General features: G+C 64.4%; 20 protein-coding genes. 12 read left to right on the plus strand and 8 right to left on the minus strand.

The window, feature by feature from the left end; translation table 11 throughout:
* Nucleotides 1-4: 4 nt before the first annotated feature.
* Entirely contained in the window at nt 5-562 is a 558-nt protein-coding gene (locus tag MKK04_RS18115; RefSeq protein WP_207831015.1) for an NADPH-dependent FMN reductase, read from the minus strand.
* A 157-nt stretch (nt 563-719) separates the two neighbouring features.
* On the opposite strand from MKK04_RS18115, the gene MKK04_RS18120 reads away from it, so the two are divergent.
* Nucleotides 720-938: a hypothetical protein gene (locus MKK04_RS18120; RefSeq protein ID WP_207831012.1), complete on the plus strand. Its 219-nt coding sequence runs from the start codon at nt 720-722 to the stop codon at nt 936-938.
* On the opposite strand, the gene MKK04_RS18125 is transcribed toward MKK04_RS18120, so the two are convergent.
* From MKK04_RS18125 to MKK04_RS18140, 4 genes are all read right to left on the minus strand, one after another.
* A complete protein-coding gene (locus MKK04_RS18125) occupies nt 922-3,171 on the minus strand; it encodes an Orn/Lys/Arg decarboxylase N-terminal domain-containing protein (RefSeq protein WP_233693794.1) in 2,250 nt (749 codons plus the stop codon). The two genes, MKK04_RS18120 and MKK04_RS18125, sit on opposite strands and share 17 nt — an antisense overlap.
* A gap of 175 nt (nt 3,172-3,346) precedes the next feature.
* Nucleotides 3,347-4,105, minus strand: a complete 759-nt coding sequence (dnaQ, locus tag MKK04_RS18130; RefSeq protein WP_063912683.1) for a DNA polymerase III subunit epsilon — start codon at nt 4,103-4,105, stop codon at nt 3,347-3,349.
* 51 nt (nt 4,106-4,156) lie between these two features.
* The gene (gene rnhA / locus MKK04_RS18135) at nt 4,157-4,603 is read right to left on the minus strand and encodes a ribonuclease HI (protein WP_016711609.1); all 447 of its coding nucleotides are present in this window, start codon (nt 4,601-4,603) and stop codon (nt 4,157-4,159) included.
* 13 nt (nt 4,604-4,616) lie between these two features.
* Entirely contained in the window at nt 4,617-5,390 is a 774-nt protein-coding gene (locus MKK04_RS18140) for a class I SAM-dependent methyltransferase (RefSeq protein WP_207831006.1), read from the minus strand.
* An 85-nt stretch (nt 5,391-5,475) separates the two neighbouring features.
* Here MKK04_RS18140 and gloB point away from each other — a divergent pair, with 85 nt between their 5' ends.
* From gloB to MKK04_RS18185, 9 genes are all read left to right on the plus strand, one after another.
* Nucleotides 5,476-6,255, plus strand: coding sequence for a hydroxyacylglutathione hydrolase (gloB, locus tag MKK04_RS18145; RefSeq protein WP_233686948.1), 780 nt, complete (start codon nt 5,476-5,478; stop codon nt 6,253-6,255).
* Between the two features lie 100 nt (nt 6,256-6,355).
* Nucleotides 6,356-7,786 (plus strand): lytic transglycosylase domain-containing protein, encoded by a 1,431-nt coding sequence (locus tag MKK04_RS18150; protein ID WP_207830999.1) that lies wholly within the window; start codon nt 6,356-6,358, stop codon nt 7,784-7,786.
* A gap of 278 nt (nt 7,787-8,064) precedes the next feature.
* On the plus strand, nt 8,065-9,894 hold the full coding sequence (locus MKK04_RS18155; protein WP_233686949.1) for an extracellular solute-binding protein: 1,830 nt from the start codon (nt 8,065-8,067) through the stop codon (nt 9,892-9,894).
* On the plus strand, nt 9,891-11,726 hold the full coding sequence (locus MKK04_RS18160) for an extracellular solute-binding protein (protein WP_241105857.1): 1,836 nt from the start codon (nt 9,891-9,893) through the stop codon (nt 11,724-11,726). Before MKK04_RS18155 ends, MKK04_RS18160 begins: the two co-directional genes overlap by 4 nt.
* Before the next feature lies 1 nt (nt 11,727).
* The gene (locus tag MKK04_RS18165) at nt 11,728-12,801 is read left to right on the plus strand and encodes a microcin C ABC transporter permease YejB (protein WP_009686399.1); all 1,074 of its coding nucleotides are present in this window, start codon (nt 11,728-11,730) and stop codon (nt 12,799-12,801) included.
* 1 nt (nt 12,802) lies between these two features.
* Nucleotides 12,803-13,822, plus strand: coding sequence for an ABC transporter permease (locus MKK04_RS18170; protein ID WP_063912689.1), 1,020 nt, complete (start codon nt 12,803-12,805; stop codon nt 13,820-13,822).
* Between the two features lies 1 nt (nt 13,823).
* Nucleotides 13,824-15,434: an ABC transporter ATP-binding protein gene (locus MKK04_RS18175; RefSeq protein ID WP_063912690.1), complete on the plus strand. Its 1,611-nt coding sequence runs from the start codon at nt 13,824-13,826 to the stop codon at nt 15,432-15,434.
* A 225-nt stretch (nt 15,435-15,659) separates the two neighbouring features.
* A complete protein-coding gene (locus tag MKK04_RS18180) occupies nt 15,660-16,229 on the plus strand; it encodes a helix-turn-helix domain-containing protein (RefSeq protein WP_063912691.1) in 570 nt (189 codons plus the stop codon).
* A 64-nt stretch (nt 16,230-16,293) separates the two neighbouring features.
* Entirely contained in the window at nt 16,294-16,860 is a 567-nt protein-coding gene (locus tag MKK04_RS18185; RefSeq protein WP_241105859.1) for an HD domain-containing protein, read from the plus strand.
* Here the strand turns inward: MKK04_RS18185 and MKK04_RS18190 are convergent.
* Nucleotides 16,857-17,315 (minus strand): hypothetical protein, encoded by a 459-nt coding sequence (locus MKK04_RS18190; RefSeq protein WP_207831272.1) that lies wholly within the window; start codon nt 17,313-17,315, stop codon nt 16,857-16,859. The two genes, MKK04_RS18185 and MKK04_RS18190, sit on opposite strands and share 4 nt — an antisense overlap.
* Nucleotides 17,316-17,523: 208 nt before the next feature.
* Between MKK04_RS18190 and MKK04_RS18195 the strand changes: the two genes are divergently transcribed.
* Nucleotides 17,524-20,454, plus strand: coding sequence for an aminotransferase (locus MKK04_RS18195; RefSeq protein ID WP_241105860.1), 2,931 nt, complete (start codon nt 17,524-17,526; stop codon nt 20,452-20,454).
* 363 nt (nt 20,455-20,817) lie between these two features.
* Nucleotides 20,818-21,723, plus strand: coding sequence for a LysR family transcriptional regulator (locus MKK04_RS18200; protein WP_241105861.1), 906 nt, complete (start codon nt 20,818-20,820; stop codon nt 21,721-21,723).
* A 159-nt stretch (nt 21,724-21,882) separates the two neighbouring features.
* Here the strand turns inward: MKK04_RS18200 and MKK04_RS18205 are convergent, their stop codons facing one another.
* On the minus strand, nt 21,883-22,578 hold the full coding sequence (locus MKK04_RS18205) for a response regulator (RefSeq protein WP_207830990.1): 696 nt from the start codon (nt 22,576-22,578) through the stop codon (nt 21,883-21,885).
* Nucleotides 22,575-25,229 carry a sensor histidine kinase gene (locus MKK04_RS18210; protein WP_207830988.1) on the minus strand — a complete coding sequence of 885 codons (2,655 nt, stop codon included), beginning with the start codon at nt 25,227-25,229 and terminating at the stop codon, nt 22,575-22,577. The genes MKK04_RS18205 and MKK04_RS18210 overlap by 4 nt, the downstream gene beginning before the upstream one ends.
* Between the last annotated feature and the right edge of the window lie 155 nt (nt 25,230-25,384).

Consider the following 25,384-nt stretch of genomic DNA (forward strand, 5'->3'; position numbering starts at 1 on the left):
GGCCTCAAACCGCCCTGTTCAACTTCACCCAGGAAGCGAACTTGTCAATGAACGCCTGCAAGAACGGCCGGGCCTTGTCGTTGAGCTTGCCCGAATCCTCGAACAGGCTCGCCGCGCCGCCAATGTAGGCCTCTGGCATCTGCATGCACGGCATGTCCAGAAACACCAGCGACTGGCGCACGGCATGGTTGGCGCCAAAGCCACCAATGGCCCCCGGCGACACACTGACCACCGCCGCCGGCTTGCCACTCCAGGCGCTTTGCCCGTAAGGCCGCGAGCCCACATCAATGGCATTCTTCAGGCCGCCAGGCACCGAGCGATTGTACTCCGGGGTGACGAACAGCACCGCATCACTGCGGCGGATCTCTTCGCGAAAACGCTTCCACGCGTCCGGCGCTTCGGCCTCGACATCCTCGTTGTACAACGGCAAATCGCCTATCTCGACGATTTTCAGGGCAAGGCTGGACGGCGCCAGCTCCGATAGTGCGCGGGCGACCTTGCGGTTGTAGGAGTCCTTGCGCAAGCTACCGACGACCACCGCTACCGAATACACCTGGCTCATGGCAATTTCCAACCTCTGCTGGCTAAAGGGACGTTGTAGTTATAGATGACCGTTCCTCGTCGCTTTGGTTTTTTTTCCGCAGGGCGAAAACTTCCGACGCTGTTCCACGGTCTATGCCTGCAGACATTTCCCACGTAATTCAGAGGTTTCCAACCAAATGGCAGCAGTAATGGTCGGCCAGTTCCATGCCCGTGACGCCGAAGGCCGCATCTACCCCGTGCACGAGTTCCAGGAGTCGACCCTGCAATCCGACGGCAGCACGCTGGGCGTTCCCATCACCACCTATCGCCTGGCCATCGGCGACAAGGTCAACCACCTGGGTGAAAACCGCTTCGAACTGGCGCGCAGCGGCGTCGAGATCATTCGCATTCCTTGATGCAGTCCACCGTGTAGCGGCCACTTTCGTTCTGCAGGCCATGCACGTCGGCGACAAACCCAGGGAAGCCCTGGTTGAACGCCCGGGCGAATGCCAGGTAATCGAGTATCGAGCGGGTCGCCTCGGTGAACCGCTCCCCCGGCATGATCAACGGAATACCCGGCGGGTACGGTACCAGCATCACCGCCGCCACCCGTCCCGACAACGCCTCGATCGGCACCGCCTCCACCTCACCGCGCACCATCTGGTCATAGGCACGTGCCGGGCTCACGGCCACCTCCGGCAAGCGCGTGAACAGCCGCTTCAGCTGCTTGGCCGTGGCATTGGCGCGGTAGCAGCCATGCAACTGGTCGCACAGGTCGCGCAGGCCCATGCCCTGGTAGCGTGAGGCATCGGCAGCCACCACGCTCGGCAGGCAGTTGCTCAGGGCAGTATTGCCGTCATAGTGGCGCTTGAACTCCAGCAACTCGGTAAGCAAGGTACTCCACTTGCCCTTGGTGATACCCATGGAGAACAGCACCAGGAAGCTGTACAGGCCGGTTTTCTCCACCACCAGCCCCCGCTCCCAGAGGAACTTGCTGACCACCGCCGCCGGGATGCCATGCTCGCCCAGCGCACCGCCCGCGCTCAGGCCCGGCATTACCAAGGTCACCTTCAGCGGGTCGAGCAACACATAGTCGTCTGCCACCTCGCCAAAGCCATGCCACTCCGCCCCCGGCTGCAGCAGCCAGTCCTGCGCGGCCAGGCGGTCGATGCCCTCGGCGTTCGGCGGCTGCCAGATGCTGAACCACCAGTCGTCGGCGGCTATGTGCTCGCGCAGGTTGGCCAAGGCACGGCGAAAGCTCAGCGCCTCGTCGAACATTTCTTGCAGCAGCGAACGCCCGGCCGGCCCTTCCATCATGGCCGAGGCCGCGTCCAGCGAGGCGAGGATGCTGTACTGCGGCGATGTCGAGATGTGCATCATGAACGCTTCGTTGAAGCGGTCACGGTCCAGCTGGCGCCTGGCCCCGTCCTGTACATGAATCATCGAGGCCTGGCTGAACGCAGCCAGTAGCTTGTGGGTGGAGTGAGTGCTGAACACCAGCGGGCTGTCTGCCGCACAGACCGTGCCCATGGCATAGCGCCCGGTGAAGAACTCGTGGAACGCCGCATAGGCGAACCAGGCCTCGTCGAAGTGCAGCACCTCGACACTCGCGCCCAGGGTCTGCTTGATCAGCCCGGCGTGGTAGCACAGGCCGTCGTAGGTGGAGTTGGTCACCACCGCCAGCTTGATACGCTGCCCGCGATCACGGGCAAGGGGGTTGGCCTGGATCTTCGCCTGGATCGCCTCGGGGCTGAACTCGCTGAGCGGGATAGGGCCGATGATGCCCAGCTCGTTGCGCTCGGGGCACAGGTAAAGCGGAATGGCACCGGTCATGATGATCGCGTGCACCACCGATTTGTGGCAGTTGCGGTCCACCAGCACCAGGTCGTCGCGGCCGACCATGGCGTGCCAGACGATCTTGTTGGCCGTGGAGGTGCCATTGATGACGAAGAAGGTGTGGTCGGCACCGAAGTTGCGCGCGGCCCTGGCCTCGGCTTCGGCCAAGGGGCCGGTGTGATCGAGCAGCGAGCCCAGTTCCGGCACGGAAACGGACAGGTCCGAGCGCAGGGTGTTTTCCCCGAAGAACTGGTGAAAGGCCTGGCCCACCGGGCTTTTGCGGTAGGCCACACCACCGCCGTGGCCCGGAGTGTGCCAGGAATAGTTGGACTGCGCGGTGTGCTGCACCAGGGCCTTGAAGAACGGTGGCAGCAGGCCGTCGAGGTAAGCGTGTGCGGCACGCGCCACCTGGCGGGCGAGAAACGGCACGGTGTCTTCGAACAGGTAGAGAATGCCGCGCAGCTGGTTGAGCTCGCTCATGGCTTCGGCGGGGGCGTTTTCCAGGGTCACCTGTTCGCCCAAGGCGAAAATCGGCAGGTTGGGGGCGCGCAGGCGAGCCAGGCGGATCAGCTCGGCCATGTTCTGCAGCAGGTGGGTATTCTCGCCGACGCCCTCGGCGGCAATCAGCATGCAGGCCAGGCCATGGTGGGTGGCGGCGACCAGGCAGGCCTCGGCATGGTCGGCGGCGGCGAGGATGGCAAAGCCGTCCTGGCGCAGTTCCTCGGCGATGCCCCGCACGCGCTCGCCAGCGACGCTGTCGGCCTTGATGGCCCGATGGACGATGAGGATGGGGAACTTGAGGTCCTTGTACATCAGGTGGCTACCTCCGAAGGACATGTCGTCCATTTCAGGGTAGTTGAGCCTTGTATTGCCTGTGCTGGCCTCTTCGCGGGTGAACCCGCTCCCACAGGTACCGCATTGCATTCAAGGCCAGTCGAATTCCTGTGGGAGCGGGCGCGACCGCGAAGAAGCCGGTACAGGCGAAAGATCAGCCAGCAGGTGTCTCGGTCAGAGCCTGCCACATGGACGGCCCGCCCGCCGACTTGGCAATGGCCGCCAGGCGCTCGGCATGCGCTTCCAGCTCCTCGGCACTGGCCATGATCACCCGCCCGGGCGCCCGCCCGGTAATACGGCGAATCTCGCTGCCACCAGCACCCGACCCTTCACTCTCGGCTTCGGCCCCGTGCCCGGCCAGCGACAGGCTGGTCTGGCCACCGGTCATCGCCAGGTAGACGTCAGCCAGCAATTCCGAGTCGAGCAATGCGCCGTGCAGTTCACGACCCGAGTTGTCGATGTCGTAGCGTTTGCACAGCGCGTCCAGGCTGTTGCGCTGCCCCGGGTGGCGCGAGCGCGCCAGCAGCAGGGTGTCGAGGATGGTGCAGTGCTGCGAAATGTCCGCGCGGTCCTGCTGGCCCAGCAAGGCAAATTCGTTGTTGATGAAGCCAACGTCGAACGTCGCGTTGTGGATGACCAGGGTGGCGCCCTGGATGAACTCGAAGAACTCCTCGGCGACATCGCCAAAGCGTGGCTTGCCGACCAGGAAGGCATCGGTGATGCCGTGGACGTTGATGGCGCCCTCGTCACTCTCGCGGTCCGGCTGCAGGTATACGTGGAAGTGCCGCCCGGTCAGGCGCCGGCCGATGACCTCGACACAGCCGATCTCGATGATCCGGTGGCCTTCGCTGACCGGCATACCCGTGGTTTCGGTATCGAGAATGACGAACCGCTTATCTTGCTGCTGCTCCACGCGGGGCGCTCCAACTTGCATCAGTTACAAAGGCCGGAATTGTACCCCAGCTCAACGCTGCGCGCGCACCTCATCGACCCCACGGTTGGCCAGCTGGTCGGCGCGTTCGTTGCCGGGGTGGCCGATATGGCCACGCACCCACTTCCAGGTCACCTTGTGGCGGTTGACCTGCTCGTCCAGCTGCTGCCAAAGGTCGGCGTTCTTCACCGGTTCCTTGGCCGCGGTTTTCCAACCACGCTTCTTCCAGTTGACCATCCATTCGTTGATGCCTTTCATCACATACTGCGAGTCGGTAGTCAGCACCACCTCGCATTCGCGCTTCAGCGCCATCAGCCCCTGGATCGCAGCCATCAGTTCCATGCGGTTGTTGGTGGTTTCGCGTTCGCCGCCCCACAGTTCCTTCTCGACGCCCTTGTAGATCATAAGGACGCCCCAGCCGCCTGGGCCAGGGTTGCCCTTGCAGGCACCATCGGTAAACATCTCGACGCTTTCGCTCATGTACCACTCATGTTCAGTGCTTTTCGGTATCCGGGTTGACCGCCGTGCGGTTGACCTTGGCCAGTGGCAGCGGCAGCAACTTGCCCATCGGCTCGCGACGCTCCGGGCGCAACGGCCGCAGGCCCACCACCATCTTGCGCGCCACCAGCAGGTATACCCCGCCGCCGGAACTCTGCCAGCCGCCGGCCAACCGCTCCCAGCCCGCCAGGCGTTGCTGCCAGGCCGGGGAGGCAAGCGGCGGACGATAGCACCCGAAGCGGCGTTTCTCCAGCGCGAAGCCCAGCAGGTTGAGCCAGTCGCCCACCCGCGACGGCGAGATGCAACGGGCCTTGCGCAGGGCGTCGTGGCTGAAGAAATGGCGCATGCCCCAACTGCTCCACGGGTTGATCCCGACGATCAGCAGGTGCCCGCCAGGGCGCACGGCGCTGGCCGCCTCGCGCAGCAGGCCATGGGGCGACAGGCAGAAATCCAGGCCATGCTGGAGCACCACCACGTCGGCGGCATGCTCGCTCAGCGGCCAGGCCTGCTCCTCGCAGACAATCTCCACCCCCGGCAGCGGCGCACCGAGGCGCACGTTGCGCTGCACCTGGGGCGCGCTGGGCGGCGGCTCGGCACAGGGCCCGTAGTGCACAAGGTAACCGCCGAAGAAGCGCCCGAGCTCTTCTTCCAGCAGTTTTTCCTCCTCCTTGAGCATCAGTTGGCCGAGTGGGCCATTGAACCACTCACGGGCCAGGCTGATCAGCTCGACCCAGTCCGGGTCGGCCTGGGCAAAGGCTTGGTCGGTCATTGCGCTCTCCCTCGAAGGTTCTCGCACCGCGCCATCGCGGCTAAGATGCCCTCATGTGCCACGCTAGGCGAATCGGATCCGCACCATGATACAGATCGATGCTCTCCCCGCTTTCTCCGACAACTACATCTGGTTGTTACAGGATACTGCCAAACGCCGCTGCGCGGTGGTCGATCCGGGTGACGCCGGCCCGGTGGAACGCTGGCTGTCAGCCAACCCCGAGTGGGTACTGAGCGACATCCTGGTCACCCACCACCACAACGACCACGTCGGCGGGGTGGAACGGCTCCGGCAACTGACCGGCGCGCGGGTCTGCGGCCCGGCCCACGAGCGCATCCCCTGCCGTGACCTGGCGCTGGACGAAGGCGACCAGGTGACGGTGCTGGGCGTGACTTTCCAGGTGCTGGCCGTGCCCGGCCATACCCTGGGGCATATCGCCTTGTTCAGCGACCAGCCGGCAACGCCACTGCTGTTCTGCGGCGATACCCTGTTCGCCGCCGGTTGCGGGCGCATGTTCGAGGGCACCCCTGAACAGATGCAGCCCGCCCTCGCCCGCCTGGCGGCCCTGCCAGAGCAGACCGAGGTGTATTGCGCCCACGAATACACCTTGAGCAACCTGCGTTTCGCCAAGGCGGTGGAGCCCGGAAACCCGCATGTTCAGCAGCGGTTCGAAGACGTTACCCGTTTGCGCGCCGACAATCGCATCACCTTACCATCAACGATTGGCCTGGAACGCCTGACCAACCCCTTCCTGCGCACCTCTGAAACATTAGTTAAACAAAAAGCAGACGAATGGAAGGGGCATTCAAACCCCACGCATGTCGCTGTTTTTGCTGCCTTGAGGTCTTGGAAGGACACCTTCTGATAACCTCAAGATATATCGCAAGCGATGGTCAAAGGTTGACCAGGCCCGGAGCGGTTTCTAGAATCGCCGAAATTTTTCGCCCGGAAACCTGTGTCAGCCGATGTCTTCCCGTAGCCGCAGAACCTCTCATTCCGTCGCCCTGACGCGCCTGGCCCAAATCAGTGCGCTGGCCCTGGCCGCCACCCTGGTGGGCTGCCAGAGCACCCGTCAGCTCGACGAATCCGATAGCGTTCGCGCGCACAACTACCAGGCGCGGATCAAGCACAAGCCTTCGCCACTGCTGGCCAAGCCGGCCGAGCAGGCACCACAGGACGTATGGGAACGCATGCGCCAGGGCTTTGCCCTGCAGGACAACATCGACGTCAACCCGCGCATCGAGCAGCAACGCCTGTGGTTCGCCAGCAACCCAAGCTACATCGAAAGTGCCGGCGAGCGTGGCAGCCTCTACCTGCACTACATCGTCGAACGCCTCGAAGAGCGCGACATGCCGCTGGAGCTGGCGCTGCTGCCAGCCATCGAAAGTGCCTACAACCCGATGGCCTACTCGCGCGCGCATGCCGCGGGCATGTGGCAGTTCATTCCGTCCACCGGCCGCCACTTCAACCTGCGCCAGACCAACTTCTACGATGGCCGTCGCGACGTGACCGCCTCGACCAACGCCGCACTGGACTACCTCAGCCGCCTGCACGACATGTTCAACGGCGACTGGCTGCTGGCCCTGGCTGCCTACAATGCCGGCGAAGGCACCGTCAGCCGCGCCATCGAGCGCAACGAACGGCTCGGCCTGCCCACCGATTACTGGAACCTGCCGCTACCGCAGGAAACCCGTGACTACGTGCCCAAGCTGCTGGCCCTGTCGCAAGTGGTACTCACGCCGGAAGCCTATGGCGTGAACCTGAACCCGATCGCCAACGAACCCTACTTCGAGGCGGTGGCCATCAACGACCGCCTCGACCTGTCGCGGGTAGCGGCCTTCGCCAACATCGACGAAGACGAGCTGATCCAGCTCAACCCGGCATTCAAGAAGCGCATGACCGTGGACGGCCCGCAACAGCTGCTGGTACCGACCGCCAAGGCGCAGCTGCTGAGCGACAGCCTGTCCAACCTCAAGCCCGAGCAACTGGTCAGCCTGCAGCCGAACAAGGCCGTGTTCGCCCGCGCCGTGGCCGAAGCCAAGGCACCGGTGGCGGCGCGCAGCTACCGGGTCAAGCGCGGCGACAACCTGGGCAGCATCGCCAAGGCCAACCGCGTTTCGGTCAAGGACATCAAGCGCTGGAACCGCCTCTCCGGCAACAGCGTGCGCGCAGGCCAGGTCCTGGCCCTGCGTGGTGGCGACGCCCCGAGCGCTGCCGGCAATCGAGTAGCCGCCTCCGGGCAGCGCTCCACGCAGTACAAGGTACGCAAAGGCGATTCGCTGTACCTGGTGGCCAAGCGCTTCAACGTGGAAATGAAACACCTCAAGCGCTGGAACCCACGCAGCGGCCATGCCCTGAAGCCAGGCCAGACCCTCACCGTCTACCTCTCGCATTGATACGAAGCCCGGGGCCTTTGCGCGGCCCTGTGGGAGCGGCCTTGTGTCGCGAAAGGGGCGCGAAGCGACCCCAGGATTTCAGCTTCGCCGCGTAAACTGCCAGGGCTGCTTGCAGCCCTTTCGCGATGCAAGGCCGCTCCCACAGGTACCGCGTCACCCGCAGCGACCGGCAACTGGCTGAACCACTCGCCCCACCTTCAAAACCGCTCTTTTTCCAACCCCACCAAGCTGTTACTGTACCCCGATCAAAGCCCAACGCCTCTGGATCGGATGCCGACTTGATACGTCCCCTCCTGCTGTCACTCAGCCTGGCCTTGAGCTTTCCCGCAGCCGCGATGGTGAGCGAAAGCCACGGATACGCGCAGTTCGGCACGCTCAAGTACCCAGCCACATTCACCCATTTCGACTGGGTCAACCCGCAAGCGCCCAAGGGCGGCACCTTGCGGGCCATGGCTTTCGGTACCTTCGACACCCTCAACCCTTATACCTTCAAGGGGTCGAGCCCGATCACCACGCCCAATTTCCAGCAATACGGCATCAGCGAGCTGAACGAGCCGCTGATGGTCGGCACCGGCCAGTACGACCCGTCCGGCGACGAACCGACCTCCAGCTACGGCCTGATCGCCCGCTCGGTGGAGTACAGCGAGGACCGCAGCTGGGTGGTGTTCAACCTGCGCCCGGAAGCCCACTGGCATGACGGCAAGCCGATCACCTCGGCAGACGTGGCCTTCTCCTACCGCACGCTGCTCAAGGATGGCCACCCGATCTACCGCACCAACCTGCAGGAAGTGCAGCGGGTGGACATCCTTGGCCCGCTGCGCATCCGCTTCGTGTTCAAGCGCGCCGGCAACCCGTTGCTGATCCTGCGCCTGGGCGAAATGCCGGTGCTGCCCAAGCACTACTGGCAAAAGCGCGACTTCAAGGCCACCACCTTCGAACCCCCGCTGGGCAGCGGCCCCTACCGCATCACCCAGGTCCAGCCTGGGCGCCGGCTGGTGTTCGAACGGGTGAAGAACTACTGGGGCAAGGATCTGGCAGTGAACCGTGGCAAGTACAACTTCAACCGCGTGGAATATGAGTTCTACCGCGACGCCACGGTGGCCTTCGAAGCGTTCAAGGCCGGTGAGTTCGACATCTACATAGAGCACCAGGCGAAGAACTGGGCCAACGGTTACAACTTCCCGGCCGTGCGCCGCGGCGAGGTAATCAAGGTACAGATCCCGCACCGCATCCCCACGCAAACCCAGGGCCTGTTCATGAACAGCCGCCGGGCCACCTTCAGCGACCCACGGGTACGCCAGGCGCTGGGGCTGATGCTCGACTTCGAGTGGACCAACCGCGCGCTGTTCAGCGGCGCCTACCGCCGCTCGACCAGCTACTACCCCAACAGCGAATTCGCCGCCACCGGCCTGCCCACCGGCAAGGAGTGGCTGCTGCTGGCGCCGTTCCGTGACCAGTTGCCAGCCAGACTGTTCAGCGAGCCCTACACGGTCAGCCAGACCGATGGCCGTGGCATCAGCCGTCAGACTCTGCGCCAGGCCCTCGGCCTGCTCGCCGAGGCCGGCTGGAAGCTGAACGGCCAGCGCCTGGTCGACAGCAAGGGCCAGCAGCTGCACATGGAGCTGCTGCTGGTAAACCCCAACCTTGAACGCATCCTGCAACCTTATGTCGAAAATCTGGCCAGCATCGGCATCGATGCACGCTTGCGCACCGTGGACCGCGCCCAGTACAAACAGCGCCTGGACCAGTTCGATTTCGACATGATTCTGATGACCCTGAACCAGACCCTGAGCCCGGGCCTCGAACAGTGGCTGTATTTCCATTCCAGCCAGGCCGCGACCAAGGGCAGCAAGAACTATGCTGGGGTGAAGGACCCGGTGGTCGACCATCTGCTCGACACCCTGCTCGCCGCCCGCACCCGCGATGACCAGGTCGCCGCCGCCCGCGCCCTGGACCGCGTGCTCTCATGGCAGTACTACATGATTCCCAACTGGTACCTCGACAATCATCGCCTGGCCTACCGCAACCGGTTCGCCTTCGTCACCACGCCGCCCTACACCCTCGGGCTGAACAGCTGGTGGATCAAGACTTCGGAGAAAGCCCAATGACGCCAACGCACCGACTGCGCCGGCTGGCAGGCAGCCTGTTGCTCGCCTGCCTGAGCCTTCCCGCCCTGGCCGCACCGCAACACGCGCTCACCCTGTACGACGAGCCGCCCAAGTACCCGGCCGACTTCAAGCACTTCGACTACGTCAACCCTGATGCGCCCAAGGGCGGCACCTTCCGCCAGTCCAGCTTCGGCGGCTTCGACAGCCTCAACCCGTTCATCAACAAGGGCGTGCCGGCCGAGAACATCGGCATCATCTACGACACCCTGATGCGTCAGAGCCAGGACGAGCCATTCACCGAATACGGCCTGGTTGCCGGCAAGATCGAGAAAGCACCCGACAATAGCTGGGTACGCTTCTACTTGCGCCCGGAAGCCCGCTTCCATGACGGCCACCCGATGCGTGCCGACGACGTGGTGTTCACCTTCAATGCCCTGATCAAGGACGGTGCGCCGCTGTACCGCCAGTATTATGCCGACGTCGCCGAAGTGGTCGCCGAAGACCCGCTGAAGGTGCTGTTCAAGTTCAAGCACAAGAACAACCGCGAGCTACCGCTGATTCTCGGCCAGTTGCCGGTACTGCCCAGGCACTGGTACGAAAACCGCGATTTCAACCGCGGCAACCTGGAAATCCCGCTGGGCAGCGGCCCGTACAAGGTCGCCGAAGTCAAGGCCGGGCGCTCGGTGCGCTACGAACGGGTCAAGGACTACTGGGCCAAGGACCTGCCGATCAACCGCGGCTTCTACAACTTCGACGTCATGACGTTCGACTCCTACCGTGACACCACCGTCGCCCTCGAGGCCCTCAAGGCCGGGGCCTTCGACTATGGCCTGGAAGTCAGCGCAAAAAACTGGGCCACCGCCTACAACGTGCCCGCCGTGCGCGACGGCCGGCTGATCAAGGAAGAGCTGCCCAACGGCAACCCCACCGGCATGCAGGGCTTCATCTTCAACATCCGCCGCCCGGTATTCCAGGATGTGCGCGTGCGTCAGGCACTTAGCCTGCTGCTGGACTACGAATGGACCAACAAGCAGCTGTTCAACGGCGCCTACACCCGTACCGGCAGCTACTTCGACAACTCGGAAATGGCCGCTCGCGGCCTGCCCGGCCCTGGCGAGCTGAAGATTCTCGAACCGCTGCGCGGCAAAATCCCCGACCAGGTGTTCAGCGAAGCCTTCCACAACCCGGTCAGCGACGGCAGCGGCATGATCCGCGAGCAACAGCGCCAGGCCTACAAGCTGCTGCAGGAAGCCGGCTGGAAAATCGTCGACGACAAGATGGTCGACGCCCAGGGCAAGCCGGTGAGCATCGAATTCCTGCTCGCGCAGACCGAATTCGAACGCATTCTGCTGCCATTCAAGCGCAACCTCGCCGATCTGGGCATCGAGCTGAACATCCGCCGGGTCGACGTGTCGCAATACATCACCCGCCTGCGCTCGCGCGACTACGACATGATCGTCGGCGGCTACCCGCAGTCCAACTCGCCAGGCAACGAGCAACGCGAATTCTGGTCCAGTGCCGCTGCCGATAACCCAGGCAGCCGCAACTTCATCGGCCTGCGCGACCCGGCCATCGACCAGCTGGTGGACCAACTGATCAACGCCGACTCGCGGCAAAGCCTGATCGACCACTGCCGCGCCCTCGACAGGGTGCTGCTGTGGGGCTATTACGTGATCCCCAACTGGCACATCAAGACCTGGCGCGTGGCCTACTGGAACCACATAGGCCACCCGGACGTCTCGCCCAGGTACGACATCGGCATCGACACCTGGTGGATCAAGCCCGGGGTAACCCCGGCCGTCAGCGAAGCCCCTGCAGACGAGGCCAACTAAGATGCTGGCCTACATCCTGCGCCGCCTGCTGCTGATCATCCCGACCCTGTTCGGCATCCTGATCATCAACTTCATCATCGTCCAGGCCGCCCCCGGCGGCCCGGTCGAGCAGATGATCGCCAAGCTCGAAGGCTTCGAAGGCGCCACCAGCCGCATTGCCGGCGGCGGTGCCGAAGTGTCCGTTGCCGGCTCCAACTACCGTGGCGCCCAGGGCCTGGACCCGGCGCTGATCGCCGAGATCGAACGCATGTACGGCTTCGACAAGTCGCCGCCCGAGCGCCTGTGGATCATGATCAAGAACTACGCCCGGCTGGACTTCGGCGACAGCTTCTTCCGCGATGCCAAGGTCATCGACCTGATCATCGAGAAGATGCCGGTGTCGATTTCGCTGGGGCTGTGGAGCACCTTGATCATGTACCTGGTGTCGATCCCGCTGGGCATCGCCAAGGCCGTGCGCCACGGCAGCCATTTCGACGTGTGGACCAGCTCGGCGATCATCGTCGGCTACGCCATCCCGGCGTTCCTGTTCGCCATCCTGCTGATCGTGCTGTTCGCCGGCGGCAGCTACTTCGACTGGTTCCCGCTGCGTGGCCTCACCTCCAACAATTTCGACGAACTGAGCACCACCGGCAAGGTGCTGGACTACTTCTGGCACCTGGTGCTGCCGATCACCGCGCTGGTCATCGGCAACTTCGCCACCATGACCTTGCTGACCAAGAACAGCTTCCTCGACGAGATCAACAAGCAGTACGTGGTCACCGCCAAGGCCAAGGGCCTGAGCCGGCCACGGGTGCTGTACGGCCATGTGTTCCGCAACGCCATGCTGCTGGTGATTGCCGGTTTCCCTTCGGCGTTCATCGGCATCTTCTTCACCGGCTCCTTGCTGATCGAGGTGATCTTCAGCCTCGACGGCCTCGGCCTGATGAGTTTCGAGGCGGCCATCAACCGCGACTACCCGGTGGTCTTCGGCACCCTGTTCATCTTCACCCTGCTGGGGCTGGTGGTGAAACTGATCGGCGACCTGACCTACACCCTGGTCGATCCACGCATCGACTTCGCCAGCCGGGAGCACTGACATGGCCTTGTCCCCCCTCAACCGCCGGCGCTTCGAGCGTTTCAAGGCCAACCGCCGTGGCTGGTGGTCGCTGTGGCTGTTCCTGATCCTGTTCGGCCTGAGCCTGGGCGCCGAGCTGATTGCCAACGACAAGCCGATTGCCGTGCGCTACGACGGCGCATGGTACTTCCCGGCCTTCAAGCGCTACCCGGAGACCACCTTCGGCGGCGAATTCCCGCTGGAAGCCAACTACAAGAGCCCGTACATCCGCGAACTGCTTGAGAAGAAAGACAGCTTCGTGCTTTGGGCGCCGATCCCGTTCAGCTACCAGAGCATCAACTACGACCTGCGCGTACCCGCCCCGGCCCCGCCTTCGGCGGACAACTGGCTGGGCACCGACGACCAGGGCCGCGACGTGCTGGCACGGGTGATCTACGGCTTCCGCATTTCGGTGCTGTTCGCCCTGACGCTGACCCTGCTCAGTTCCATCGTCGGCGTGATCGCCGGCGCCCTGCAGGGCTTCTATGGCGGCTGGGTCGACCTGGCCGGGCAGCGCTTCCTGGAAGTCTGGTCAGGCCTGCCGGTGTTGTACCTGCTGATCATCCTGGCCAGCTTCGTGCAGCCCAACTTCTGGTGGTTGCTGGGCATCATGCTGCTGTTCTCGTGGATGAGCCTGGTGGACGTGGTGCGCGCCGAGTTCCTGCGCGGGCGCAACCTGGAATACGTGCGCGCCGCCCGCGCGTTAGGGATGCGCAACGGCGCGATCATGTACCGGCACATCCTGCCCAACGCCATGATCTCGACCATGACCTTCATGCCGTTCATTCTCACCGGCGCCATCGGCACCCTCACCGCCCTGGACTTCCTCGGCTTCGGCCTGCCGCCGGGCGCGCCGTCGCTGGGCGAGCTGGTGGCCCAGGGCAAGTCCAACCTGCAGGCCCCATGGCTGGGCATCAGCGCCTTCGCCGTGCTGGCGCTGATGCTGAGCCTGCTGGTGTTCATCGGCGAATCCGCCCGCGATGCCTTCGACCCGAGGAAGTGACATGAGTGAACAGAACCTGATCGAAGTGCGCGACCTGTCGGTGGAGTTCGTCACCGGTGACCAGGCCCACCGCGTGGTGGACGGCATCAGCTTCGATATCCGCAAGGGTGAGACGCTGGCACTGGTGGGCGAGAGTGGCTCGGGCAAATCGGTCACCGCGCACTCGCTCCTGCGCCTGCTGCCCTACCCCCTGGCCCGCCACCCCAGCGGCAGCATCCGCTACGAAGGCAAGGACCTGCTGCAGCAGAACGAGAAGACCATGCAGCGCATTCGCGGCAACCGCATTGCGATGATCTTCCAGGAACCGATGACCTCGCTGAACCCGTTGCACTGCATCGAGAAGCAGATCAACGAAATCCTCCTGCTGCACAAAGGCCTGACCGGCAAGGAAGCAACCGCGCGCACCCTGGAACTGCTGGAGATGGTCGGCATTCCCGAGCCACGCAAGCGCCTGAAGGCCCTGCCCCACGAACTGTCCGGCGGGCAGCGCCAGCGGGTGATGATCGCCATGGCCCTGGCCAACGAGCCGGAGCTGCTGATTGCGGATGAGCCGACCACGGCGCTGGATGTGACCGTGCAGTTGAAGATTCTCGACCTGCTCAAGGAACTGCAGGCGCGTTTGGGCATGGCCCTGCTGCTGATCAGCCATGACCTGAACCTGGTGCGGCGCATCGCCCACCGCGTGTGCGTGATGCAGCGCGGGCAGATTGTCGAGCAGGCCGAATGCGCCAGGCTGTTCAGTGCACCGCAACACCATTACACGCAGATGCTGATCAATGCCGAGCCCAGCGGGCTACCGGCGCACAACCCGGTGGGCGCGCCGTTGCTGGAGGTGGATGACCTCAAGGTGTGGTTCCCGATCAAGAAGGGCTTGCTGCGGCGCACGGTCGACCATGTGAAGGCGGTGGACGGGGTCAACTTCAGCTTGCCACAGGGGCAGACGCTGGGGATTGTCGGCGAGTCCGGATCGGGCAAGTCGACTTTGGGTCTGGCGATCTTGCGGCTGATCTCCAGCCAGGGCGGCATTCGCTTCCATGGGCAGAACCTGGAAGGGCTGAACCAGAAGGCCGTGCGCCCGTTGCGCCGGGAAATGCAGGTGGTGTTTCAGGACCCGTTTGGCAGCCTGAGCCCACGCATGTGCGTGGAGGACATCGTCGGTGAAGGGCTGCGCATTCACCGCATCGGCACAGCGCAGGAACAGGAAGCTGCGATTATTGCGGCCCTGGAGGAAGTGGGGCTGGACCCGCGCACGCGGCATCGCTACCCACATGAGTTTTCCGGTGGGCAGCGCCAACGCATTGCGATTGCCCGGGCGTTGGTGTTGAAGCCGGCGCTGATCCTGCTGGACGAGCCTACGTCAGCGCTGGACCGCACGGTGCAGCGGCAGGTGGTGGAGCTGCTGCGCAATCTGCAGCAGAAATACAACCTGACCTACCTGTTCATCAGCCATGACCTGGCGGTGGTCAAGGCGTTGAGCCACCAGTTGATGGTGATCAAGCACGGGCATGTGGTGGAACAAGGGGATGCGCAGGCGATCTTCCATGCACCGCAGCATCCGTATACCCGGCAGTTGCTGGAGGCGGCGTTTCTGGAGGTGGATGCGGCCAGTTAGCTTTTGTGCGGCAAGCCAGCTCCCACAAGGTCACCACAGACTTCAAGACCTGCACAGCGCCTGTGGGAGCGGGCGTGCCCGCGAAGAGGCCCGCGAGCAATCTTCGGATCTGATGGATGAGCCGAGCTGGGCATGATGCGCTGAGAATGGCCGCTTACACGCTCGAAGTACCGCGCCAAAGGCCTATATGCATGTAGACCTTTGGCGCAAGCATGGAAGACAGATATGAACATCTCACCTTCACTTCGCAACACACCCATCGGCCCGATGCTAAAACACTGGCGCGTGCTGAACCGGGTCAAACAGCTGCATGCCGCGCAGATGTTCGGGGTGTGCCAGTCGACCATTTCTCGCTGGGAGTCGGGCGTGCAGGACGCCGAGCCCGAGCAGCGAGCGCGTATCGAAGCCTTGCTCAAAGCCAGGCTCAGCAGTGCCGCGGACCACGCACTGGCGCGCCTTGTGTCGGGCAGTTCGCAACCTGTGCACCTGGTGTGCGACCTCACCCACCGCCTGCTGGCCTGCTCATCTTCCCGCGAGGCTGAGTTCAGTGTGCCCGTCAGTGACTTGCTGGGTGTCTCGCTGTGGCCATTCGCAACAGAGGAAATCGCCAGCCAGGAACAGCGCTTGGCAGGCATCGGCTGGCGCGACAACCTGGCCTCCCCGGCGCTGGAGTTCTCCACCGGCACAAATGACTCGGCAGTGGTGCCCATCCAGCACAGCCTGTGCCGGTGGACCCGATTCACACTGTCGGATGGGTCGACTGCCAGGCTGGTCGAAACCCTGGCGCATATTTAATGCGTGGACGCCGGCAAACGGCGAGCCGATGATTTACCTCTGCAACAGCAAGAGGTCACCCGTCGTGCCGAATCACAACCTTCATGGAAAACTCGAATTCCTGCGCCAAGCCGAAAAGCTCAAGAGCGTGACACGCAGTGCCCACACGTCGACAGGCCGGCGGGAAAGCACGGCCGAGCACAGTTGGCGGCTGGCGTTGCTGGCGCTGGTGTTCGAGGAAGAACTGGGTGATGTCGATATCTGCAAGGTGCTCAAGCTGTGCCTGGTTCATGACCTTGGGGAAGCGTTGAGTGGCGATGTTCCTGCGCCTCAAGCGCAGGCAACGCCAAACAAGAGCATGAGTGAACGACAGGACCTCATCTCCATGACCTCGATGCTCGAACCCTCGATGCAGGACAACATCGTTGCCCTGTTCGACGAGTATGAAGCGGCGGACTCGCCAGAAGCCAAAGTGGTCAAGGCACTGGACAAGATCGAAACCATCCTGCAGCACACCCAAGGCGATAACCCGCCTGGCTTCGACTACGCGTTCAACCTGGAATATGGCCGCCGCTATACCGATGCCTTACCGTTTCTGGCCTCCTTGAGGCGCACACTCGATGAAGAAACACGCAAACGCATGGCCCGCTAGCGCGGTCTTTGTGGGAGCGGCCTTGTGTCGCGAAAGGCCCCTCCCACAGGGATAGCGGGCGTTCGTGAGACCGGTGCCAACTGGGCAATAGCCCACAGCACTTCCAGCACCAGGACACCCCAGATCAGCGCTGAGGCGCCATTGACCAACGCATACACCTGCCACGCCGAAAACAGCACCCTCCCCGCCGCATCGTAACGACCAAACCGATACTCAGGGTGGCGAATCCGCAACCACGCCCACACGCACACAATCGACCCCATCAGGTTGGCCATCATGACGTGCATCGCTCCAAACAGCGGAATTTCACCCGCCAGCCCAAACGTGTCATGCAGCCCACTCAACCACCCATGCAACAGGGCAAAACTCCAGGGTGTCGCAAAGCCGATGGTAACCACCAGATCATAGATACCACTGGCCCGCACCAGCTTGCGATACTGCGTGTCACTCCACATGTCCACTGCCCTCTCAATCAACGAAGGCTGCAGCCTAAAGCCTGGAGTACGCTCCAAGGTCAAGCCCGAGGAAGAGCATCAACGCAAGTATCGGATTTTCTATAACTCAGCCTTGTTATCAGTTTTTTTGACAACAATCGTCTTCCATCATCAGCCGGATCGGGCATAAATTCTCAACCGTCAACTCCCAGCACCAACGGTAGAGCCCATGTCCAGCCCACAGAACCAGCCCACCTCCCCTGCCTTGGCCACTCTGATCCAGCGCTCCGGCCTGCCCAGCCCAACGCTGAGCGAAGCGCAGGCACACACCGTGCTGCAGGCCCACTACGGCCTTGCCGGTAACCTTTCGGTACTGGGCAGCCAGCAAGACCTGAACTTCCGTGTGAGCACACCGCAGGGTGGCTATGTGCTGAAGGCCTGCCACGGCAGCTATGCCCAGCTGGAACTGGAAGCGCAACACGCCGCCCTGGCCTTCCTGCGCGATCAAGGTTTGCCGGTACCTGCCGTGCGCGCAGCGCACAACGGCACGGGATTGCTGGACCTGGACATTGACGCGCAACCACTGCGCCTGCGCCTGCTCGATTACATCGAAGGCCAACCGTTGACCCGCCTCAAGCACATGGAGCCACGCCTGATGGCTGAACTGGGCGGGCTCTGTGCGAAGCTGGACAAGGCGCTTGCCGATTTCGATCACCCAGGCCTGGCGCGCACCCTGCAATGGGACCCGCAGCATGCCCAGGCACTGATCGATCACCTGCTGCCGGTGCTGCAGGACAGCGGGCAGCGCGCCCGCATCGAACACGCCACCCGCCAGGCCTGCGAGCGTCTGATGCCGCTGGTTGATCAACTGCCAAGCCAGGCCGTGCATCTGGACATCACCGACGACAACACCGTGTGGGCCCGTGATGCCCAGCGCCAGTGGCAACTGCAAGGGGTGATCGATTTCGGTGACCTGCTGCGCACCTGGCGCATCGCCGACCTGTCGGTGACCTGCGCTGCGCTGCTGCACCACGCCGAGGGTGACCCACTGCGCATCCTGCCTGCAGTGCAGGCCTACCAGGCGCTCAACCCACTGAGCGAAGCCGAACTGCGGGCGCTGTGGCCACTGGTGCTCAACCGCGCCGCCGTACTGGTGCTGAGCAGCGAGCAGCAGCTCGCCGTCGACCCCGGCAACCAGTACACCCGCGACAACATCGCCCATGAATGGGAAATCTTCGACACGGCCACCGCCGTACCTTTCGCGTTGATGGAAGCGGCCATCCTGCAAGCTGCGGGCCTGCACCCCGCCACGCCGGACCTGAGCGGCTGCGCCCCCCTGCTCCCTGAACTGAAAGGGCATCCAGTGACACGGGTCGACCTGGGCGTACTCAGCGTGCATTGCGAGGCGGGCAACTGGGAACAACCGGGCTTCGACCAGCACCTGCTGACCACGCAACCGGCCCCGGCCTGCAGCCTGCATGGGCAGTATCGCCTGTCGCAAACCCATATCGACCGCCCTGAAGAGCCCGCCACCTGCGCCCTGGGCGTCGAGCTGCACGTGCCCAACGGCAGCCTGGTGCAAGCGCCAGATACCGGCACCTGGCAGCGCCATGGCGACGGCCGTGGCTGCCTGCGCAGCGCGCACTGGGCCTTGTGGCTACAGGGCCTGGAAGACGCGCCGGCAGATGGCCAGACCGTGGAAAAAGGCCAGTCGCTGGGCAGCAGTTGTGGCTTCCTCAGTGTGCAGCTGTGCCTGGATAACGGCATCCAGCCACCGTTCTTCGCCACCCCGTCCCAGGCGACCGCCTGGCTGGCCCTGTGCCCGTCGCCAGCTGCGCTGCTGGGCTTCGACTGCAACGCCGAGCCGCTCCCTGACCCGCAGGCCCTGCTGGCCCGCCGCGACGCCAGCTTCGCTCGCTCACAGAAGCACTACTACGCCCAACCACCACACATCGAACGCGGCTGGCGCAACTACCTGATCGACATGCAGGGCCGCTCGTACCTGGACATGCTCAACAACGTCGCGGTACTGGGCCACGGCCACCCGCGCATGGTCGCCGAGTCGGCGCGGCAATGGTCGCTGCTGAACACCAACTCGCGCTTCCATTACGCGGCCATCAGCGAGTTCTCCGAACGCCTGCTGGCGTTGGCGCCCGAAGGTTTCGACCGGGTGTTCATGGTCAACAGCGGTACCGAAGCCAACGACCTGGCGATTCGCCTGGCCTGGGCCTACAGCGGCGGGCGCGACCTGCTCAGCGTGCTGGAGGCCTACCACGGCTGGTCGGTGGCCACCGATGCCATTTCCACCTCCATCGCCGACAACCCGCAGGCCCTGGAAACCCGCCCGGACTGGGTGCACCCGGTCGAGGCACCGAACACCTTCCGTGGCCGCTTCCGTGGCGCCGACAGCGCCACCGACTACCTGCGCGACGTCGATGCCAAGCTGGCCGACCTCGACGCCCGTGGCCGCCAGTTGGCGGGCATCATCTGCGAACCGGTATACGGCAATGCTGGTGGTATTTCGTTGCCGGCCGGTTACCTGCGCGAAGCCTATGCCAAGGTCCGTGCGCGGGGCGGCGTGTGCATCGCCGACGAGGTACAGGTCGGTTATGGCCGCCTGGGCGAGTACTTCTGGGGCTTCGAGGAACAGGGTGTGGTGCCCGACATCATCACCATGGCCAAGGGCATGGGCAACGGCCAACCGCTGGGCGTAGTCATCACCCGCCGCGAGATCGCCGAAGCACTGGAAGCCGAGGGCTACTTCTTCTCCTCGGCCGGTGGCAGCCCGGTCAGTTGCCGCATCGGCATGGCGGTGCTGGATGTAATGCAGGAAGAAGGCCTGTGGGACAACGCCCGCGACACCGGGCGCTATTTCAAGGCGCGCCTGCAGGCCCTGGTGGACAAGCACCCGCTGGCCGGCGCGGCACATGGTTCGGGCTTCTACCTGGGGCTGGAACTGGTGCGCGACCGCGCAACGCTGGAACCGGCAACCGAGGAAACCATGGCCCTGTGCAACCGCCTGCGTGACCTGGGCATCTTCATGCAGCCGACCGGTGATTACCTGAACATCCTCAAGATCAAGCCGCCGATGTGCACCACCCGGGCGAGCGTGGACTACTTTGTCGACAGCATTGATCGGGTGCTGGGTGAAGGGCTGTAGGTGCTTGGCTTTGGTTTTTCAGCGCCTGTGAGATCGAGCGCCGCCCGCGCGGCGCATCGCGAGCGAAGCTCGCTCCTACATTTGTTTCGGGCCAGTTATTCCTGAGGCAGAAGTGCGCGGCCCTTTGGCGTCCACCTCCATATCGTGAGGAACAAACAAGGCGGTCGCGCGCGCTGCGACAGGCGTTACTGGCCCGAAACAAATGTAGGAGCGAGCTTCGCTCGCGATGCGCCGCGCGGGCGGCGCTCGATCTCACAGGCGCTGACAATCCCCCGCCGAACCACTCTGCGCCCTGGTGCATTCTCAAACAAAAGCCCCATAATTTTCTTCCATAAAACTCCCCCGTCATCAGGTTTACCAACAATGGCCTTTACCAGCGACTCCCTGGCAATCTTCCTCGCGGTGCTGGAGGCAGGCTCGTTCTCTGCCGCCGCGCGCAAGCTGGGGCGTGTGCCTTCGGCCGTGAGCATGGCCATCGCCCAACTGGAGGCTGAGCTGGACCTGGTGCTGTTCGACCGGGCCACGCGCAAAGCATTGCCCACCAGCGCCGCCCTGGCCCTGGAACCTCAGGCCAGGCAGGTGATCTGCCAGCTCAACCTGCTCGACGCCCAGGCCCTGCAACTGCACAAGGGCCTGGAAAAGCGCCTGACCATCGCCATGGCCCCCGAGCTGCAGACCGGCCGCTGGAGCCAGCCGCTGGAAACCCTCGCCCAGGAATTTCCCAGCCTGGAAATCGAAGTGCGCTCAGCCACCCAGGCAGAAGCCATCCGCCTGCTGCATGACGGCAGCGTGCAACTGGCACTGGTCTTCGAACGGCCCGGTATCGACGAGCGCGAGTCGTTCCTGGAGGCCGGCAGCCAGTTGCTGGTGGCCGTTGCCTCGCCCCGCCATCCGGCCGGTCAGAACAGCGGCACGCCGTTGCCGGAAGAGGCTTTCGCCGAACAGCGGCAGATCATCGTGGCGTCCGGCAAGGCCACCGGGTCGGACCCGCGCATGGTGCTGTCGCGGCGCATCTGGCTGACCGACAGCTACCTGGCCACTCTGGACCTGGTGCAATCAGGCCTCGGGTGGGCATATCTGCCGCAGCCGTTGGTTGAACCGTTGATTGCTTCGGGCGCGCTGGCGGAGGTGCGCTTCGACAACATGGCCAGCCGGTTGCGCTTGTGGGTCGACATCATCTGGGTCAAGCCGCGCCCGCTGGGGCTGGGTGCACGGCGTTACCTGGAAGTCATGCGCCAGCTGTTCGAGAAGGAACCACCGAGGGCCTGATGCCCCCTCGCGGGAGTAACTGTACTGCTCAGGCTTCCTGGGTTTGCACCCTCCCTGTGGGAGCGGGTTCACCCGCGAACACCGGCGAAGCCGGTGCCATGCACCGTGTCACATTCTTCGCGGGTAAACCCGCTCCCACAAGGTGGGCGTGAACCCGGACTATGCAGCAGGTGCCACCAGCCTGTACCCCACCCCTGCCTCGGTGATGATGAACCGCGGCGCCGTCGGGTCATCGCCCAGCTTCTGTCGCAGGTGCCCGACCACGATCCGCAGGTAATGGGTGTCATCCACATGGGTAGGCCCCCAGATATCCTTGAGCAGCTGCTGCTGGGTAATCACCCGCCCCGGGTGCCCGGCCAGCTGCGCCAGCAGCGCATACTCCTTGCGCGTCAACGCCACTTCCACGCCATCCAGGGTCACCCGGCGAAAGGCAAAGTCCACGGTCAGCGGCCCAAAACTGGCCGCCACTTCCGAGCCACCCGCCTGCGGCACCTGGCGCAGCAAGGCACGCACCCGCGCCAGAAACTCCTGAATGCCAAACGGCTTGGTTACATAGTCGTTGGCACCGCCATCCAGCGCATCGACCTTCTGCAGCTCACTGGCACGCACCGACAACACCATTACCGGCACCGCGCTCCATTCGCGCAGGTCACGCAACACCTGCTGGCCGTCCATATCCGGCAGGCCAAGGTCGAGCACCACCAGGTCCGGCTTGCCCAAAGCGGCCTGGGCCAGCCCTTGCGCACCTGTGGCGGCCTCGAGCACCTTGTAGCCTTGGGAGGCCAGGCTGATGCGCAGGAACTTGCGGATCTGCGGTTCATCGTCGATGACCAGGAGGGTGGCGGACTGACTCATGGGGTTTCGCTTTCGGCTTCAGGTTGAGGGGGCAGCGGCAAGCATAAAGTGATGCTGGTGCCCTGGCCATCGATGCCTTCGCCCACCAGGATCTGCCCGCCATGGGCGCCGATCATGCCCTGGCAGATCGCCAGGCCCAGGCCGGTGCCCTGCCCACCGCGGTCGCCGCGGGCGGCGGTGTAGAACATGTCGAAGATCTTCTCGCGGTCGGCCACGGGAATGCCGGGGCCCTGGTCGCTGACGGCGAAGCGCAACTGGGCGTCCTGCACCGACACCTGCAACTCCAGCCGGCCATTGTCTGGCGAGAAACGCGCGGCATTTTCCAGCACGTTGACCAGTGCCTGCTCGATCAACGCCGCATGCACGAACAGCAACGGCAGCTCGGCCGGCACGTCGGTGTGCACGCGCAGCGGTGCCAGCACCACGCGCAGGCGGTTGAGCGCGCTGCCGACGATGTCGGCCGGGGCCACCCAGTCGCGGGCCAGCTTGAGGCCGCCGTGGCCCAGGCGGGTCATGTCGAGCAGGTTCTGGATGTAGCGGTCGAGGCGTTCGGCTTCGTTGCGGGTCCCTTCCAGCAGTTCACGACGGTCTGCAGCGGGAATCGCCTCGCCCAACGCCAACAGGCTGTCAATGCTGCCGCGCATGGCGGTCAGCGGGGTACGCAAGTCATGGGAAACGGACGCGAGCAAGGCGCTGCGCAGTTGCTCGGTTTCGCCGTGCAGGCGCGCGGCCTCCAGCTGTTCAGCCAGCCGGGCGCGGGCCAGGGCCTGGGCCAGTGGCTGACCGAGGGCGGTGAGCAGGCGCCGGCGCGGGTCGCTGAGCGGCTGGCCGGAGCGTGGGCGCACACCGAGCAATGCCAGAGGCTGTTCATCCACCGCCAGCGGCCACCACCACCAGCGGCCATTGGGCAGGGTGTCGCTGCCATGCCCGGCGGCCTGGACATGCTGCCAGGCCCACTCTGCGGCCGCGCGCTCATTATCGCTAAAGGCATGCGCTTCGCCGCTGACCACCTGCAACTGGCCTTCGACATTGCGCTCCAGCAGGCACACCTGCATGTCCTGCCAGCCGTCCAGATGCTGGCCGGCGGCGTTGAACACCGCCTGGCGGTCGGTGGCCACGGTCAGCCGGCGCGAAAGGTCGAGCAGCTGGCTGGTCTGCGCCTGGGTCTCGCGCAGTGCCTGCAACTGGCGGCGCTGGCGGGCGGCCAGGTTGCCGGTGAGCGCGGCCATCAACAGGAAGAACACCAGGGTCAGCACGTCTTCTTCGCGCTGGATCCTGAACGAAAGGTTGGGTGGGATGAACAGAAAATCGTAGGTCAGGAACGACAGCACCGCGCAGGCCAGCGCAGGCCCCAGGCTGCTGCGCACCGCCACCAGCAACACCGCGGCCAGGAACACCAGCGAGATGTTGGGCAAGGCCAGCACACTCGACACCGCCCAGGCCAGGCCCGCGGCCATGACCGTGGCCAGCAGCGCCAGCAGGTAATGGCGCCAGACCCACACCCGCCGCACGGCCGAACGTGGCGCTTGCGGCTGCACGTCGCGGTCCAGCACGTTGATTTCCAGGCCGTGGCTTTCGCGCAGCAGCCGCGTGGCCACACCGGCACCGAACAGGCGCCGGCGCAGGCGGTCGCGAGACTGCCCGACCAGCACCAGACTGGCCCGCCGCTCGGCGGCGTGCTGGATCAGCGTGCGTACCACTTCGCCGGCGCGCAGCAGCACCACCTCCCCGCCCAGGCGTTCGGCCAGTTGCTGGGCAGCTTGCAGGCGCTGGCGCGCAGCTTCGTCGCGCAGGCGGCCGTTGTCCACATGCACCAGGCTCCAAGGCAGGTGGCGGCGCTGGGCCACACGGCTGGCATGACGCACCAGGCGCTCTGCCTGGTCGTCGCCATCCACGCCCACCAGCAAGCGCCCTCGCAGGGCCGGGGCTTCCTGGCCGCGTTGGCGATAGCCGTGGGCCAGGTCGGCATCCACCTGGGCCGCAGCGGTCTGCATGGCCAGCTCGCGCAGGGCGGTAAGGTTGGTTTGCGAGAAGAACGCATCGATGGCGGCCCGCGCCTGCTCGGGCACGTACACCTTGCCTTCGCGCAGGCGTTCGAGCAGTTCACGGGGTGGCAGGTCGATCAGCACCAGCTCGAAGGCTTCCTGCAGCACCCAGTCCGGCAGGGTTTCGCGCACCTGCACGCCGGTAATGTCGCGGACCTTGTCGTTGAGGCTTTCCAGGTGCTGGACGTTGACCGTGGTGTACACATCGATGCCGGCGGCGAGCAGTTCCTGTACGTCTTGCCAGCGTTTGGCGTGGCGGCTGCCAGGGGCATTGGTGTGGGCCAGTTCGTCGACCAGCACCAAGGCCGGGGCGGCCTTGAGCAGGCCGTCGAGGTCCATTTCTTCGAGGGTGACGCCGCGGTACTGGCTGCGCAGCAGGGGCTGCTGGTGAAGGCCGCCAAGCAGGGCTTCGGTTTCGGCGCGGCCATGGGTTTCCACCACCCCGGCCAGCACCTGCACACCCTGGCGTTGCTGGGCGTGGGCGGCCTGGAGCATGGCGAAGGTCTTGCCGACGCCGGGGGCGGCGCCAAGGAACACCTTCAACCGGCCCCGGCCGGATCGCGGGAGGGTAGCCAACAGCGCGTCTGCGCGGGCGGAGTCACTCATCTTTCATCCTTTGCCATTTCCAGCAAGCAGCAAATCCAGGGACCATCACCGTACCTGTGGGAGCGGGTTTACCCGCGAATGCGTAGTAGCGCCACCGACGCATTCGCGGGTAAACCCGCTCCCACAGGGTCCCTGCCAGCCCCTCAAGCCATCTA

The sequence above is a fragment of the Pseudomonas sp. LS.1a genome (assembly GCF_022533585.1).
Taxonomy (GTDB): domain Bacteria; phylum Pseudomonadota; class Gammaproteobacteria; order Pseudomonadales; family Pseudomonadaceae; genus Aquipseudomonas.

Excerpts from the sequence above, each read along its gene's own strand:
- MKK04_RS18150 (WP_207830999.1), top strand. The coding sequence starts at position 6,356 with ATGTCTTCCCGTAGCCGCAGAACCTCTCATTCCGTCGCCCTGACGCGC.
- rnhA (WP_016711609.1), bottom strand. The coding sequence starts at position 4,603 with ATGAGCGAAAGCGTCGAGATGTTTACCGATGGTGCCTGCAAGGGCAAC.
- MKK04_RS18175 (WP_063912690.1), top strand. The coding sequence starts at position 13,824 with ATGAGTGAACAGAACCTGATCGAAGTGCGCGACCTGTCGGTGGAGTTC.
- MKK04_RS18115 (WP_207831015.1), bottom strand. The coding sequence starts at position 562 with ATGAGCCAGGTGTATTCGGTAGCGGTGGTCGTCGGTAGCTTGCGCAAG.
- MKK04_RS18125 (WP_233693794.1), bottom strand. The coding sequence starts at position 3,171 with ATGTACAAGGACCTCAAGTTCCCCATCCTCATCGTCCATCGGGCCATC.
- MKK04_RS18170 (WP_063912689.1), top strand. The coding sequence starts at position 12,803 with ATGGCCTTGTCCCCCCTCAACCGCCGGCGCTTCGAGCGTTTCAAGGCC.
- MKK04_RS18205 (WP_207830990.1), bottom strand. The coding sequence starts at position 22,578 with ATGAGTCAGTCCGCCACCCTCCTGGTCATCGACGATGAACCGCAGATC.
- MKK04_RS18140 (WP_207831006.1), bottom strand. The coding sequence starts at position 5,390 with ATGACCGACCAAGCCTTTGCCCAGGCCGACCCGGACTGGGTCGAGCTG.
- MKK04_RS18210 (WP_207830988.1), bottom strand. The coding sequence starts at position 25,229 with ATGAGTGACTCCGCCCGCGCAGACGCGCTGTTGGCTACCCTCCCGCGA.
- MKK04_RS18195 (WP_241105860.1), top strand. The coding sequence starts at position 17,524 with ATGTCCAGCCCACAGAACCAGCCCACCTCCCCTGCCTTGGCCACTCTG.
- MKK04_RS18165 (WP_009686399.1), top strand. The coding sequence starts at position 11,728 with ATGCTGGCCTACATCCTGCGCCGCCTGCTGCTGATCATCCCGACCCTG.
- MKK04_RS18180 (WP_063912691.1), top strand. The coding sequence starts at position 15,660 with ATGAACATCTCACCTTCACTTCGCAACACACCCATCGGCCCGATGCTA.
- MKK04_RS18120 (WP_207831012.1), top strand. The coding sequence starts at position 720 with ATGGCAGCAGTAATGGTCGGCCAGTTCCATGCCCGTGACGCCGAAGGC.
- MKK04_RS18190 (WP_207831272.1), bottom strand. The coding sequence starts at position 17,315 with ATGTGGAGTGACACGCAGTATCGCAAGCTGGTGCGGGCCAGTGGTATC.
- MKK04_RS18200 (WP_241105861.1), top strand. The coding sequence starts at position 20,818 with ATGGCCTTTACCAGCGACTCCCTGGCAATCTTCCTCGCGGTGCTGGAG.
- gloB (WP_233686948.1), top strand. The coding sequence starts at position 5,476 with ATGATACAGATCGATGCTCTCCCCGCTTTCTCCGACAACTACATCTGG.
- MKK04_RS18160 (WP_241105857.1), top strand. The coding sequence starts at position 9,891 with ATGACGCCAACGCACCGACTGCGCCGGCTGGCAGGCAGCCTGTTGCTC.